15 protein-coding genes are annotated in these 14,344 nt (G+C 47.7%); all 15 read left to right on the top strand.

What is annotated here, in order from left to right; genetic code table 11:
- Positions 1 to 5 precede the first annotated feature (5 nt).
- The 15 genes from hemW to ACQSGY_RS02375 all read left to right on the top strand — a co-directional run bounded on the left by hemW (position 6) and on the right by ACQSGY_RS02375 (position 14,343).
- Positions 6 to 1,190, top strand: coding sequence for a radical SAM family heme chaperone HemW (gene hemW, locus ACQSGY_RS02445; RefSeq protein WP_427050519.1), 1,185 nt, complete (start codon positions 6 to 8; stop codon positions 1,188 to 1,190).
- 115 nt (positions 1,191 to 1,305) lie between these two features.
- Positions 1,306 to 1,776, top strand: a complete 471-nt coding sequence (locus ACQSGY_RS02440) for an N-acetyltransferase (protein ID WP_145404135.1) — start codon at positions 1,306 to 1,308, stop codon at positions 1,774 to 1,776.
- A gap of 267 nt (positions 1,777 to 2,043) precedes the next feature.
- Positions 2,044 to 2,904, top strand: coding sequence for a hypothetical protein (locus ACQSGY_RS02435; RefSeq protein ID WP_427050518.1), 861 nt, complete (start codon positions 2,044 to 2,046; stop codon positions 2,902 to 2,904).
- 264 nt (positions 2,905 to 3,168) lie between these two features.
- Entirely contained in the window at positions 3,169 to 3,897 is a 729-nt protein-coding gene (locus ACQSGY_RS02430) for a response regulator transcription factor (protein ID WP_427050517.1), read from the top strand.
- Positions 3,894 to 5,246, top strand: coding sequence for a sensor histidine kinase (locus tag ACQSGY_RS02425; protein WP_427050516.1), 1,353 nt, complete (start codon positions 3,894 to 3,896; stop codon positions 5,244 to 5,246). The genes ACQSGY_RS02430 and ACQSGY_RS02425 overlap by 4 nt, the downstream gene beginning before the upstream one ends.
- Before the next feature lie 173 nt (positions 5,247 to 5,419).
- Positions 5,420 to 6,451, top strand: a complete 1,032-nt coding sequence (gene hrcA / locus ACQSGY_RS02420) for a heat-inducible transcriptional repressor HrcA (RefSeq protein ID WP_184182244.1) — start codon at positions 5,420 to 5,422, stop codon at positions 6,449 to 6,451.
- Between the two features lie 54 nt (positions 6,452 to 6,505).
- Entirely contained in the window at positions 6,506 to 7,069 is a 564-nt protein-coding gene (grpE, locus tag ACQSGY_RS02415) for a nucleotide exchange factor GrpE (RefSeq protein ID WP_373288408.1), read from the top strand.
- Between the two features lie 123 nt (positions 7,070 to 7,192).
- On the top strand, positions 7,193 to 9,034 hold the full coding sequence (dnaK, locus tag ACQSGY_RS02410) for a molecular chaperone DnaK (protein ID WP_145404129.1): 1,842 nt from the start codon (positions 7,193 to 7,195) through the stop codon (positions 9,032 to 9,034).
- A gap of 132 nt (positions 9,035 to 9,166) precedes the next feature.
- On the top strand, positions 9,167 to 10,285 hold the full coding sequence (gene dnaJ, locus ACQSGY_RS02405; RefSeq protein WP_111273444.1) for a molecular chaperone DnaJ: 1,119 nt from the start codon (positions 9,167 to 9,169) through the stop codon (positions 10,283 to 10,285).
- Between the two features lie 285 nt (positions 10,286 to 10,570).
- Positions 10,571 to 10,939, top strand: coding sequence for a hypothetical protein (locus ACQSGY_RS02400; RefSeq protein ID WP_184182246.1), 369 nt, complete (start codon positions 10,571 to 10,573; stop codon positions 10,937 to 10,939).
- A gap of 87 nt (positions 10,940 to 11,026) precedes the next feature.
- Positions 11,027 to 11,203: a YfhD family protein gene (locus tag ACQSGY_RS02395; RefSeq protein ID WP_111273442.1), complete on the top strand. Its 177-nt coding sequence runs from the start codon at positions 11,027 to 11,029 to the stop codon at positions 11,201 to 11,203.
- Positions 11,200 to 11,592, top strand: coding sequence for a hypothetical protein (locus ACQSGY_RS02390; RefSeq protein ID WP_145404128.1), 393 nt, complete (start codon positions 11,200 to 11,202; stop codon positions 11,590 to 11,592). Before ACQSGY_RS02395 ends, ACQSGY_RS02390 begins: the two co-directional genes overlap by 4 nt.
- Before the next feature lie 197 nt (positions 11,593 to 11,789).
- Entirely contained in the window at positions 11,790 to 12,755 is a 966-nt protein-coding gene (prmA, locus tag ACQSGY_RS02385; protein WP_216517140.1) for a 50S ribosomal protein L11 methyltransferase, read from the top strand.
- Positions 12,756 to 12,758: 3 nt separating this feature from the next.
- Positions 12,759 to 13,442 (top strand): site-2 protease family protein, encoded by a 684-nt coding sequence (locus tag ACQSGY_RS02380; RefSeq protein ID WP_427050515.1) that lies wholly within the window; start codon positions 12,759 to 12,761, stop codon positions 13,440 to 13,442.
- Between the two features lie 136 nt (positions 13,443 to 13,578).
- The gene (locus ACQSGY_RS02375) at positions 13,579 to 14,343 is read left to right on the top strand and encodes an RsmE family RNA methyltransferase (RefSeq protein WP_427050514.1); all 765 of its coding nucleotides are present in this window, start codon (positions 13,579 to 13,581) and stop codon (positions 14,341 to 14,343) included.
- Position 14,344: the final 1 nt, after the last annotated feature.

The raw sequence follows: 14,344 nt of genomic DNA, 5'->3' as shown, positions 1-14,344 counted from the left end.
TTGCCGTGACACTCGCAGCACACAACCAGAAAACAGGTGCGCCCCAAGCGGTGTACCTTCACATTCCATTTTGTACGAATAAATGTTTCTACTGTGACTTCAATTCTTACGTGCTGAAGGATCAGCCGGTCATGCAATATCTGGAGGCACTCGAGCGGGAAATGGAGCATACCGTCAAGGCGAATCCGCCTGGTGAAATCAAAACCATCTTTGTCGGCGGTGGTACGCCAACCGCACTGAAGCCGGATGAGATGGCGTATTTTCTGCGTTCGGTCAAAACCTATTTCCCGAATTGGGCAGAGGACATTGAGTTTTCGATGGAAGCTAATCCGGGAACGACGGATGCCGAGAAACTTGCAGCCATGAAAGAAGGCGGTGTGAACCGTGTCAGCTTTGGCGTGCAGGCTTTTCAGAACGAGCTGTTAACGGGCATTGGCCGCATTCATAATACGGATGACGTCTATCGCAGTCTGGAGAACGCACGCAAGGCAGGACTGGATAACCTGTCAATTGATCTGATGTTTGGGCTGCCTAACCAGACGGTCGAGATGTTGAACGAAAGCATCGACAGGGCACTCGAACTGGATTTGAAGCATTATTCGATTTATAGCCTGAAGGTAGAAGAGAATACGCTTTTCCATACCCTGTATCAAAAAAATCAACTGCCTCTTCCCCATGAGGATGATGAACTGCAGATGTACCTTCTATTAATGAAACGTATGAAGGAAGCGGGCTATGAGCAGTATGAGATCAGCAACTTTGCCAAGCCGGGCTTTGAAAGCCGTCATAATATGACCTACTGGCGCAATGAGGATTACTATGGACTAGGTGCGGGTGCGCATGGGTATGTAGGTCGTGAACGCCATATGAATATCAAGGGCATTAATCCTTATGTTGAAGCGTCGCGAGCAGGACTGCCTCGATTGGATCACTTTGAGATCGGACGTGCGGAAGCGATGGAGGACTATCTGATGGTTGGTCTGCGCATGCTGGAAGGTGCTTCGGCATCCCGATTCCACGATCAATTCGGGGAGTCCATGGAGGACGTATTTGCGAAGCCGCTGGGCAAAATGCTGCATGCAGGCCTGCTTGAGCGGACAGCAGACGGCTTTAAACTTAGTGAACAGGGTATTTTGTTCGGTAATGACGTTTTTGCGGAGTTTATTGGCTCTATATCGCTAAATTCGTAGCTTGAAATTCTATACGCTCTGTTGTATATTTATTCATATTGTTTTACAGGGCGTGTCAATTAACAACTACGAAGCTGGCTTTCCTCGGAAAGCGTCGTTATAGGAGGAGAGCTGGATGTCGGTTATATGCAGAAAAGCTGTACCGGAAGATGTTGAACCACTGTTTGAGATGATTAAAGGATATGCAGAGCGTGGGATCATGCTTCCGCGTTCACGGGAGGTACTGCATCGACAGCTGGAGCATTTTATCGTGGCTGAAGTGGATGGAATTGTGGTGGGCTGCGGCTCGTTATGCCGTCTCGGGAATGATCTGGTGGAAGTCAGATCACTTGGAATTTCGGAAGGGTATAAGGGGCTGGGAATTGGCTCGCGTTTGCTTGATCGGCTTGTAGAAGAAGCAGAAAGACAACAGATTCCGAAGGTGATGGCCCTCACTTATGAAGTTTCTTTCTTTCTGAAAAACGGCTTTGCTGTTGTGGAAAAGGAAATATTCCCGGAAAAGGTGTGGACGGACTGCGTTCATTGCAGCAAGCAGAACTGCTGTGATGAAATTGCTGTATTGAAGGAGCTGAATGTATCAGCTTAGGTTGGCTATTCGTATAATTTAGAGAGATCAGATCACAAGACCAGGAAACCTGCCGGTTTCTATGGGATTGTGGTCTTTTTTTTTGCCTTCTTTTTTTCATACACTTTTCACACACTTATCCCATTGTTCTCACACAACCTCTTGTTAAGATGAACTTACATAAGCGATCCGCAGTAAACTTCTCAGAAGAACAACGATTGAAGCAAAGGCTACAACCGTGCTGAGCAGGAAAATGCAGATGGCTCAAATTCAAGAATGAGGTGACCGATGATGAAAAAATGGACAAAAAATGTAGCAGCTTTGGTAACAGCGATGACCGTACTTGGAGGAGCAGGCAGTGCATTTGCCGCAACACCTGTTGTGAATTCCGTGAAACCGGCTGAAACACAAAAGGCAGCATCAGCAACGAAAACGACGACTACCTCACCGGTGAAATCGAGTACAACCCCGGCATCCAAAACTTCTTCTGCAACACCAAAAACGACGGGTTCTAAAACAGCGGCGACAACTACAGCTAAATCAACCAGCAAGACTTCTACTAAAACGCCAGCAAAAACTGCGACCAAAACAACAGCTAAAAAATCTGCGTTGAAAACTGCAGCAACCAAGCCTGCTGCTAAAACAACCAAAAAAGTGAATCACAAAGTAAAAGCAACAGCACATAAAGCGAAAAAAGTGGTTCATAAAGCAAAAGCAGCACATAAAGCAAAAAAGACGGCTCACAAAATCAAAGCGGTAACCCATAAAACAAAAGCAAGCACTCACAAGGCGAAACAAACAGCTCATAAAGCGAAACAGGCTGTCCACAAAGCTTCGGCTACAGCCAAAGCTACCGCACATAAAGCAAAACAAACGGCGCATAAAACGAAGAAAGCTGCTCACAAAATTGCAGCCCACAAAGCGGTAGCCAAAAAAGCGGTAGCCAAAAAAGCAACAGCAGCCAAAACGACAGCGCATAAAGCAGCAACTGCAACAACGCACAAAACAGCAGCCGCAGCTGCTGTGACAACACACAAAACTGCAACTGCCACAACACATAAAGCTGCAGCATCTGCAACAAAAGCACCTGCTAAAACAGCAGTAGCAAACAAAAACGATGCAGCAAAATCAAGCACATCCCATAAATAATAATATGTGTTCTGATGTGAGCTGGCTGTACCATGTCAGTCGGAAAATGAATACTACCGTGACATAATGAAAGACAGCGGCAAACAAGACGGAGTTCTCTTATGGGACCTCCGTCTTTTCTCATAACATGGCGTAACTCTCTCAATATGTTTACCCAGCAATGGAAGTTTTGAAATGCTGCCTTGTACTCTGGTACATTAGTAGAGACATATTAAATAAAAAACATATCAGAAACGACATATTCATAATTGAGGTGGAAGACCTATGCCGCGTATTTTTGTAGTGGATGACGATCCGTTTATTTTACAGCTTATCACGGGTTACTTGAAAAAGGAGCAATATGAAGTGATCTCGTTCCCGCATGGCGGAGAGCTGATCGGCGAAGTCCGCTCGAAAAAGCCGGATTGCCTGATTCTCGATATTATGATGCCTGGCGTTGACGGCCTTACCCTCCTGACTGAACTGCGAACGTTTACCGAGATTCCGATCATTATGATATCCGCACGTGGAGAGGAGATTGACCGTTTGAATGGTCTGGAGCTGGGCTGCAACGATTTTCTGAGCAAACCTTTCAATCCGCGTGAATTGGTAGCCAGAGTGAAAAGCATGCTTCGTCTGATTAACAGCAGTCGCGTAGCTTCCAGTAGTGAAGCGAGGGAAACAGAGCCGGATTTGCCCAAGGAAGGTGCGTACTTTAGTGTAGGCAACGTGCAGATATCTGAAGCATTCCGACGTGTGGACGTTTGCGGACAGGAGGTCGGATTGACAGGCAGAGAATATGAACTACTGTTATTTCTGTCACAGCATCTGGATCGTCCCTTCAGCCGGGAACAGCTGATTCAGCAGGTCTGGAATTATGATTTTTACGGGGAAGTACGCGTTGTGGATGATCTGGTGAAACGTCTCCGCAAAAAGCTGGTACAGGTACAAGCGACGCTGTCGATTGATACGGTGTGGGGGTTCGGCTATAAAGCGGCTGTGCATGTGCGATGAAAACGATACGCAGCAAAATGCTGCTTGCCTTGTTTGCAAGTATGCTGGTTACCGTTGCATTTACGGTCATATTTTTTATCCATCTCTTTGATGATATTTTATTGAATCAGGTCAAACAGCAGTTAAATGGTCAAACAAAGAAGGCCGTGAAAGTCATTCGAGTGGATGATCTGGAGGACCTGGATAACGACAGCTTCCGTTTCTTTATCAAGGACATTCTTTTTTATGCAGACTATTTCGTTATTGACGGAAATGATAAAATTGTTGCTTCAAGCAGTGCCGGCCGTGTGGGGATGAAGCTGGAGGGGTTTCCGGGAACACACGAGGGATATATGATTTTGAATGGGAAAAAGGTGCTGTATAGTGAAGCGGAGCTGCCGCATAAACAATTTCGTGTGATCTTGTATTCTCCGCTCTCGTCACTCAGAGCTATGTATATCCCGTTATTCCGCACAACGCTTCTATCGATTGCTGCAAGCTTTGTTGTCATCCTCCTCATCGGATTATTTGCGGTGTGGCGTACAGTGCGACCGTTGAACCAACTGAAGGAGGCAGTCAGCAAATATGAACCGAACATGCCGGATAAGGAGCAGTTTCTGCAAGCCGACCATACGGAGATCGGGGAACTGATTCATACTTTTCAATTGATGAGCAGCAGACTTGACGATCACCATCGTCAGCAGCTTGAGTTTTTGCAGAATGTTTCTCATGAATTGAAAACACCGCTAATGTCTATCCAAGGTTATGTTTATGCCATTCAGGATCAGGTCGTATCCACCGATCAGGGACTTGAAATTATTGCTGCCCAGTCCCAGCGGCTCATTGATATGGTTGGAAAACTGATTCAGCTCTCAAGACTGGAAACCGTGGATGAGGAATGGCCTACGACTGTCATTGATTTGAAGAGTATGGCTGAGGAGGCGGTGTACCTGCTGATGCCAACCGCATTGCAGCGCGGCGTTCAGCTGTCTGCTGTGGCGGATTCATTCATGGTTGCAACCGCTGGGGAGCAGCTGTTTCAGGTGCTGTTGAATCTGCTGCAAAATGCAGTACGTCATACGCAAACTCAAGTCCAATTAACATTGGAAATTTCTGCGGCTGATGATGCGGACTGGATTTTTCATATCGATGATGACGGACCAGGCCTGAACGAGCATGACCGCCAGCATATTTTTCGGCGTTTCTATACAGGAAACAATGGTGTAACCGGGCTTGGACTTACGATCAGCAAACAGCTGGCGGCGCGATTACATGCCGATCTGGAATATAGCGATTCGCCTTTGGGCGGGGCGCGATTTAGTCTCAGGCATTATCCGCCGGGTAAAGAAATACAGCACCCAGGCCAATAACATGCGTTATAAGAAGAGGTTATTGGCCTATACTAGAAATAGGCGCCCACATTCAGTAAACTCACTTGACAATGATCATGTCAGTTTGGTATTTTTGTATTACCGATTAGCACTCAACTAACTGGAGTGCTAACGACATGGGACAGTACAGTCAGAAGGAGGGAATACTCACCATGTTAACAGAGCGTCAACGAATGATTCTGAACGCTATAGTGGATGACTATATCCGTTCAGCTGAGCCCGTAGGGTCCCGAAGCATCTCCAAACGAGGAGATGTTGGATACAGTCCGGCAACGATTCGGAATGAAATGGCCGACCTTGAAGAGATGGGTTTTCTGGAACAGCCGCATACGTCAGCTGGACGCATTCCTTCACATAAGGGTTATCGATACTATGTCGATCATCTGGTTCCATGGAATCAGGTGGAGCCGCAGGAACTGGACGATTTGAAGTCATTTTTTGCAGAAAAACTGAATGTCATGGAGCAGGTTATTCAGCATGCATCCAACATTTTGTCTCATATGACCAATTATACTTCGATTCTGCTTGGGCCTGAAGTGTTTCATACGTCGCTGCGTCACTTCCAGCTGCTTCCGCTGAATGATCAGGAAGCTGTGGCTATTATTGTGACCAACACAGGTCAGGTGGAGAACAAGACGGTTCAGATTCCTCCTGAAATTTCAGTTGCTGACATGGAGAGTGTGGTTCGTCTGTTAAACAGTAAATTGGTAGGTGTGCCGATCTACAAGCTGAAATCTCGTCTTTACACTGAGCTGGGTCAGGAACTGGAACGCCATATTACACGTTACGAGGAAGTGATGCAGGTCCTCAACAGTGCGTTTGATAACGAGCATGATAATCGCTTGTTCCTCAGCGGAGCTACAAACATGCTTACGCAACCTGAGTTCAAGGATGTTGAAAAGGTCAAAGATATTCTGGATTTGTTAGATGAGACGCCAACGCTAATGAAATTAATGATGCCAGTGCCCGGCGGTCAGGGCATTCAGGTGCGAATTGGCACCGAGAATGACCATGAAGCCTTTGCGAATTGCAGCTTGATTACAGCATCCTATTCATTGGACGGTGAGGCGCTCGGTTCTATAGGAATTTTAGGACCAACTCGTATGGATTACGCGCGAGTTATCCATATTCTAAATACATTATCACGTGATTTGACGACGATGCTGACAACCCGCTTTAAATAATGAAACGGGAACGGCAAAGCAGTCTTGATGCATTTATATAAGGAGGTGAACATCTTGAAAGAGGAGCAATCATTCACAGAAGAACAAGAGGTAACAGCCGCTGAGCAGGAGCCAGTCAATGAGGCTGCAGCTGCAGAAGCGCAGGCTGAGGAGATAATCAATCAGGAGTCATCTGAACTGGAACGTTTGAAAGCAGAGGCTGAGGAAACTCAGCAGCGCTTTGTGCGTGCACAGGCTGATTTTGATAACTTCCGCCGTCGTACACAAAAGGAAAAAGAAGAGCTTGCCAAATACGCTTCGATGAAGCTGATCACCGAACTGGTGCCAGTAATTGATAATTTCGAACGCGCTATGGCTACAGTGCCGGAAGGTTCCGAGACTGAATCGTTTGCCAAAGGATTTCAAATGATTCTGCGCCAGCTGGAAACGGTGCTGACAAGCGAAGGACTGACCGCAATGGAAACGGTTGGACAACCGTTTAACCCTGAATTCCACCAAGCGATTATGCAGGTGGAGAGCGATGAGCACGAAGAGGGTATCGTTGTGGAAGAGGTTCAAAAAGGCTACATGCTGAAGGATAAAGTGCTTCGTCCAGCTATGGTTAAAGTGAGTTCATAATTCCTGGAACCAAGTGACGAAGTTTAATATACAGTTTTATACACATAGAGCAGTTAACTTACTAGCACAATAAGGCTGATGAACAGTCTGTTGATTTTAAAATGTTGAGGAGGAAATTTTCCGATGAGCAAAGTAATCGGTATTGACTTAGGAACAACCAACTCATGCGTAGCCGTTATGGAAGGCGGCGAGGCTGTTGTTATTCCAAACCCGGAGGGTGCACGTACAACTCCATCCGTAGTAGGTTTCAAAAAAGATGGCGAGCGTGTCGTTGGTGAAACAGCGAAGCGTCAAGCGATCACGAACCCTGATCGTACAATCATCTCCATTAAACGTCACATGGGTACTTCCCACAAAGAAACAATCGATAACAAAGATTATTCTCCACAAGAGATCTCTGCAATCATCCTGCAAAAGCTGAAAGCTGATGCAGAAGCATACCTGGGCCAAACGGTAACGCAAGCCGTTATCACCGTTCCGGCTTACTTTAATGACAGTCAGCGCCAAGCGACCAAAGATGCAGGTAAAATCGCAGGTCTGGAAGTGCTTCGTATCGTCAACGAGCCAACAGCAGCAGCTTTGGCGTACGGTATGGAGAAATCCGAAGACCAAACGATTCTCGTATATGACCTGGGTGGCGGTACGTTCGACGTATCCATCCTGGAACTGGGTGATGGTTTCTTCGAGGTTAAAGCGACTAGCGGTGACAACCAACTGGGCGGTGACGACTTCGACCAAGTAATCATCGACTATCTGGTAAATGAATTCAAAAAAGATCAAGGTATTGATCTGAGCAAAGATAAAGCAGCGGTACAACGTTTGAAAGATGCAGCGGAAAAAGCGAAAAAAGAACTTTCCGGTGTATTGACTACAACGATCTCCTTGCCGTTCATTACGGTTGCAGATGGCGTTCCTCAGCACTTGGAGCTGAACCTCAGCCGCGCGAAATTCGAAGAACTCTCTGCAGGTCTGGTTGAGCGTACGCTTGAACCTACACGCCGCGCACTGAGCGATGCAGGAATGACTCCGAACGATATCGACAAAATCGTATTGGTTGGTGGTTCCACACGTATTCCGGCAGTACAGGAAGCCATCAAAAAGCTGACAGGTAAAGAGCCGCACAAAGGCGTTAACCCGGATGAAGTCGTTGCACTTGGTGCAGCTGTACAAGCGGGCGTATTGACGGGTGACGTGAAAGACGTTGTATTGCTCGACGTAACTCCATTGTCCCTGGGTATCGAAACTGCAGGTGGCGTGTTCACAAAAATGATCGAGCGTAATACAACGATCCCTACAAGCAAATCTCAAGTGTTCTCCACTTATGCAGATAATCAGCCTAGCGTTGAGATTCATGTCCTGCAAGGTGAGCGTGAGATGGCAGCTGGTAACAAAACGCTTGGCCGCTTCATGCTGGGAGATATCCCGCCAGCGCCACGCGGTGTTCCGCAAATCGAAGTTAGCTTTGACATCGACGCCAATGGTATCGTTAACGTATCTGCAACAGATAAAGGTACGAACAAAACACAAAAAATCACAATCACTTCTTCCAGCGGTCTGAGCGATGAAGAAGTTGAACAAATGATGAAAGATGCTGAGCTTCACGCTGAAGAAGACAGAAAACGTAAAGAGCTTGTAGAAGCGAAAAACAGCGCGGACCAACTGATCTACTCCGTAGACAAAACCATCAAGGATCTTGGTGAAAAAGCAGATGCAGGCGAAGTAGAGAAAGCTAATGCAGCCAAAGAAAAATTGCAGGGCGTGCTTGCTTCCGACAATCTGGAAGATATCAAAGCAGCTACAGAAGAATTGACAGAGATCGTTCAGCAGTTGTCTGTCAAGCTGTATGAGCAAGCTCAAGCTGATGCACAAGCGGCTCAAGGCGCTGAAGAACAACCACAAGGTTCCGCAAAACGTGACAATGTCGTAGACGCTGATTACGAAGTTGTGGATGAAGATAAAAAATAATTAATTCGCACTTGCTGCGAGTTAAACATCGGTGACGTTCGGATTAAAGGGAAAGTCATAGCCGGGGCTCCCGTGCTTTGACTTTCCTTTTGTCACGATGTGCGATAAGGTGAATGTTATGGGGGTGGAAGAGTGGCTGAAAAACGTGATTATTATGAGGTGCTCGGCGTTAGCAAAAATGCGAGCGACGAGGAGATCAAAAAGGCCTACCGCAAGCTGGCCCGTCAGTATCACCCTGACGTAAACAAGGCCGCAGATGCGGAAGCCAAATTTAAAGAAGTGAAAGAGGCTTACGATGTCGTAAGTGACAGCCAGAAGCGTGCTCAGTACGACCAATATGGTCACATTGATCCGAATCAGGGTGGATTCGGCGGTGGAGACTTTGGTGGCGGTGGATTCGGCGACATTTTCGATATGTTCTTTGGCGGTGGCGGTGGACGTCGTGACCCGAATGCTCCACAGCGCGGGAATGACCTGCAGTACACGATGACTATTGAGTTCAAGGAAGCTGTATTCGGCAAAGAGACGGATATTACCATTCCGCGCACGGAGAGCTGTGATACCTGTCATGGTTCCGGAGCGAAGCCTGGAACGAAGCCGGAAACATGTTCTGTCTGCCACGGTAGCGGTCAACAGGAAGTGGTTCAAAATACGCCGTTTGGCCGTATGGTGAATCGTCGAGCATGTTCCAACTGCAGCGGTACAGGACAAATTATCAAGGAAAAATGTACGACATGCAGCGGCAGCGGTAAAGTTCGCAAGCAGCGTAAAATTCATGTCCGCATTCCAGCGGGGGTGGATGACGGTGCTCAGCTGCGTATGACAGGTGAGGGCGAGGGCGGTTTGCGTGGCGGTCCTGCAGGAGACTTGTACATCGTGATTCGTGTGAAGTCTCATGACTTCTTTGAGCGCGAAGGCGATGATATTTACTGCGAAGTTCCGTTGACGTTTGCGCAAGCAGCATTGGGAGATGAGATTGAAATCCCGACACTTACCGAAAAAGTGAAGCTGAAAATTCCTGCGGGAACGCAAACCGGAACATATTTCCGTCTCAAAGGCAAAGGCGTGCCGCGCCTGCGCGGTATGGGACAAGGGGACCAGCATGTGAAAGTGGTTGTCGTTACCCCAAGCAAGCTGAGTGATGAGCAGAAGGAGTTGCTTCGTCAATTTGCTGCTTTGGATGGCGAGCAGACGCATGAACATGAGCAATCTTTCTTCGATCGAGTGAAACGTGCCTTTCGCGGCGACTGATATATAAGTGAAATGTAAGGACATCTTCGTTAAGGAGATGTCCTTTTTGCTTTTTGCTGTGCTCTTACAAAGAATTATGCCAGCGAAACTATATAAGTTGGATAACAGCTATTGGAAGGTTGTTCTGTCATCGGAGTGGATGGTGTAAAATCTTTAGTTCAACTTATATAGAAGCCTCACCATTCGGTATATTCTGGGCCCGGTTGCGGAAGGATAACTTTGCGGGAACGATAGGCTAGGGGAAACACCGAATGCAGTATAAGAAACGGAAGGAGCGGGTGGCAGATGACGGAGAAAAATATTTTGGCGTATTTCCACAGCCCGGAGCAGGCAGAGGGTGCAGCCAAAAAATTGGAGGCGTTACGAGTGGAAGATTTAGCGATTAATCGTTTCAGTCGTTATGCGGGTGTCGGCCCAAGTGGAGCTTCCTATAAACCGGGCGTCTCAGGCAGCTATTCCTCCTGGGTGCCCGATACATTAAACTCGCATGCCAGCTCAGGCATTATGGCTGCTGCAGACCCTGCTGCAAGCGGCATGAGTGATGGTGGACAAGGTGGCCCCACCGGAAGAGACATTTTATTGACGGTGGTTGTGGATGAATCGGTGCACCATCGTGCGATGTCCATTATTGAACAAGCCGGTGGGATGATCTGATTTCGAGCGGAAGGTCGAACGGATCATTTTCCAGCAACGGAGAACGAAAAAAACTGAAAACGTGATTCAAGAAGGAGGAGCATGAATATGGCAGAACATGAACGCCCGGGCAAAATATTGACCAAAACCGAAAAGATGAAACGTATGCAATCGGCAAAAAATGAAGATGTAGAATTCAGCGCAGAAGCGGCGGATCACGAGGATTTGGAAGCACTGCGCCGCAGCGAGGCTGCGGATCGCCGTCAAGGACGGGAATTAGAATGACCGAGGATCGCTCTGCGGTCACACTCGAAGCTGTCTTCACAAGCTGGACGGAAGCGGAGTCTGCACGCAGAGCCCTGGAACTGCTTCACCCTAACCAGCTGCGGATCGAGAGTATTGGCAGGGGTGCAGTTCAATCAGACTCGCGTGCCGTTTCCGGAGATGACCGCTCCCCTACAGCTGTCGTTGGCGGCTTTAGCGGCGAACTGAATGTACTTTCCCTCATCAGTGATGAGACCGAAATTTTGTCGGGAGGTCAGGTGTATGATGATTCGGCAAAGACTGTGTCTGGAGGCGTGACGCAAAGCATTTTGCTTACAGTGTCCGTATCTCAGGATTCTCTGCCGCAGGCTGCAGAGATGATTACACAGAACGGCGGACGGTTCTATTAATTTTGCAAAAAAGGACGCAGGTACGACAACGAAAAGGACAGGATATTCAAGCAGTCAGACTGCGGGGTATCCTGTTTTATTTGCTTTTATGACTATGCTTTGTGCTCTGGCTTGCTTGTGTAGTACAATAGTTGGGATGTTTAAATTATAAGCAGGCAAAACCACGTTTTTAAATCATTGAGGAGGCAAAACCACGTATGTTATGGCATGAACTAACAATACATACCACAGAAGAAGCTGTGGAGATGATCTCGAATTTTTTGCATGAAGCGGGTGCTGGAGGAGTATCGATTGAAGAATCCGGTACTTTAAATAAAAAGCGGGATACAACGTATGGCGAGTTATATGATGTTCCGCTTAATGATATCCCCGAAGGGTTCGCGGTCATCAAAGGATACTTTTCCGAGGGTACGGATATGGATGCCTTGAAGGCCGAGGTAAACCCGAGAATAGAGGAGTTATCCGATTTTGGTATTGATGCCGGGGAGATTCGTTACGAGACACGTACAGTTGACGAAAATGACTGGGCTACAGCCTGGAAGCAATATTTCAAGCCTGTCCGTATTTCGGACCGTCTGACGATCAAGCCGACTTGGGAGGATTATACACCCGAGAGTGCGGATGAGAAAATTATCGAGCTTGACCCGGGGATGGCCTTTGGTACGGGAACACATCCAACGACAACTCTCTGTCTGCGCACACTGGAGAACGTTATCCAGGGCGGCGAAGAGATCATTGACGTGGGAACGGGTTCCGGCATTCTCGCCATTGGTGCAGTGCATTTGGGAGCAAAACATGTGCTGGCCCTTGACCTCGATCCGGTTGCAGTCACAAGCGCCATGGAAAACGTGGAACTGAACAACATGCAGCAGCAGATTACCGTCAAAGAAAGCGATCTGTTATCTGTTCTTGGAAGTCAGGACCCGGCTCTGGGCGTGAAGCTGCCTGTGAAAATTATCGTTGCCAACATTCTGGCCGAGATCATTTTGCTGTTTGTTGATGATGTATATAACGCGCTGGAGTCTGGCGGTATTTATATCGTCTCAGGCATATGGAAAAACAAAGAACAGGTCGTGCATGATGCACTTGTGGCTGCCGGATTTGAAGTTCGTGCCATCGAGCGTGAAGAGGACTGGCTGGCGTTTGAAGCCAGAAAGAGGTAATCTATGGAGTTCTTGGAGCGTTTTATCCGTCTTCCCCTTGATCAGCTGCCCTTCTTTCTTGTCACCATTCTAATTGCATTTACCGTTCACGAATTTTCACACGCCTACTTTGCCAACAAATTCGGTGATCCAACGGCGAAGCTGCTCGGAAGGGTTACGCTGAACCCGGTTGTGCATTTTGATCTGCTGGGTGTACTGCTGCTGGTAATTGCAGGTTTTGGATGGGCGCGTCCGGTTCCAGTGAACCGTGCTAATTTCGAGAAGCCAAGATTAATGGGAACCATCGTATCTGCCGTAGGTCCGCTCAGTAACCTGCTGCTGGCAATTATCGGTGCCATTATCTATGGCATGCTGTTTGGATCGGGTGTACTGGGGAGCATTGAAAATGAGCGAGTGGCTACTGCGCTGATGATCTTCCTGCCCATGTTCAGCATAACCAACTTTTTCCTGTTTATGTTTAACCTGATTCCACTTCCGCCGCTGGATGGTTATCGCATTCTTGAGGATGTGCTGCCCCCATCCATCAGTCGCAAGCTGCAGGGTGTAGAGCAATGGTCGATCTTTGTCTTTCTGTTGATTCTGGTCATTCCACCGCTGCAGGCCGTCACGATTCAGCCGTTGTATCTGTTCGCAACCGATATGTACAGAGATGTCGTCGGTCTGATTATTGAATTATACCTTAAATAAGCGAGCTGTTATTTGGGCCAGAACGCTGGTCAGAAGCACATAAAAGTTGTATGATCATCTGTGGCGATTGGATTCTCGCCTGCCGTCCGGCGGGGAGAATGCCAGTCATAACAGGAAAGAATGGGTGGACAGACATATGCAGCGATATTTTGTATCTGCAGAGCAGTTCAGTGAACATGCAGTGATCATTACGGGAGATGATGCCCGTCATATCGGCAAAGTCATGCGCGGCAAGCCTGGAGACAAGCTGATTGTCAGCGACGGAAACTCCAGAGAAGCGTTAGTGGCTATAGAAAGCATTGATGCAGGTGAAGTGAAGGCTGCGATTATCGAGCCGCTTGTTATGGATCATGAAGCACGATTAAACGTAACCATTGCACAGAGTCTGCCTAAAGGCGACAAGATGGAAACGGTCATTCAGAGATGTACCGAGATCGGGGCCGTATCGTTTGTGCCTTTTTTATCGGAACGTACGATTGTGCAGTATGACGCCAAAAAAGAAGGCAAACGAATGGAGCGGTGGCGGAAGATTGCCAAGGAAGCTGCCGAGCAAAGTCATCGCAACCGCATTCCAACCGTTGAGCAGCCGCTTTCCTGGAAAGGGCTGTTATCTTCTTTTGGGGACTATGATCTGGTATGTTATTGTTATGAAAAAGAAAATGGCAAACAGCTGAGAGATGCACTCCAGCCGTTTATTGCTGAACTTGCTCCTGATGCAGGAGCAAAGGTGCTCGTAGTCGTAGGACCTGAGGGCGGCTTTTCCGAGAAGGAAACGGCTCAGGCTGATGAAGCAGGTGCGGTATCCGTTGGACTGGGCAAGCGTATTTTGCGGGCCGAGACGGCGGGTATGGCGGCATTAACTTGTATTTTATATGAATCCGGAGAAATGGGGGGAATGTAAT

The sequence above is a fragment of the Paenibacillus sp. TC-CSREp1 genome (assembly GCF_050171015.1).
Classification (GTDB): Bacteria; Bacillota; Bacilli; order Paenibacillales; family Paenibacillaceae; genus Paenibacillus; species Paenibacillus silvae.
This window is presented reverse-complemented; position numbering and strand designations above follow the sequence as displayed.

What these genes read in the sequence shown, in the direction of transcription:
- ACQSGY_RS02440 (WP_145404135.1), top strand. Translation starts at nt 1,306, where the DNA reads ATGTCGGTTATATGCAGAAAAGCTGTACCGGAAGATGTTGAACCACTG.
- ACQSGY_RS02435 (WP_427050518.1), top strand. Translation starts at nt 2,044, where the DNA reads ATGATGAAAAAATGGACAAAAAATGTAGCAGCTTTGGTAACAGCGATG.
- ACQSGY_RS02430 (WP_427050517.1), top strand. Translation starts at nt 3,169, where the DNA reads ATGCCGCGTATTTTTGTAGTGGATGACGATCCGTTTATTTTACAGCTT.
- ACQSGY_RS02425 (WP_427050516.1), top strand. Translation starts at nt 3,894, where the DNA reads ATGAAAACGATACGCAGCAAAATGCTGCTTGCCTTGTTTGCAAGTATG.
- hrcA (WP_184182244.1), top strand. Translation starts at nt 5,420, where the DNA reads ATGTTAACAGAGCGTCAACGAATGATTCTGAACGCTATAGTGGATGAC.
- dnaK (WP_145404129.1), top strand. Translation starts at nt 7,193, where the DNA reads ATGAGCAAAGTAATCGGTATTGACTTAGGAACAACCAACTCATGCGTA.
- ACQSGY_RS02400 (WP_184182246.1), top strand. Translation starts at nt 10,571, where the DNA reads ATGACGGAGAAAAATATTTTGGCGTATTTCCACAGCCCGGAGCAGGCA.
- ACQSGY_RS02395 (WP_111273442.1), top strand. Translation starts at nt 11,027, where the DNA reads ATGGCAGAACATGAACGCCCGGGCAAAATATTGACCAAAACCGAAAAG.
- ACQSGY_RS02390 (WP_145404128.1), top strand. Translation starts at nt 11,200, where the DNA reads ATGACCGAGGATCGCTCTGCGGTCACACTCGAAGCTGTCTTCACAAGC.
- prmA (WP_216517140.1), top strand. Translation starts at nt 11,790, where the DNA reads ATGTTATGGCATGAACTAACAATACATACCACAGAAGAAGCTGTGGAG.
- ACQSGY_RS02380 (WP_427050515.1), top strand. Translation starts at nt 12,759, where the DNA reads ATGGAGTTCTTGGAGCGTTTTATCCGTCTTCCCCTTGATCAGCTGCCC.
- ACQSGY_RS02375 (WP_427050514.1), top strand. Translation starts at nt 13,579, where the DNA reads ATGCAGCGATATTTTGTATCTGCAGAGCAGTTCAGTGAACATGCAGTG.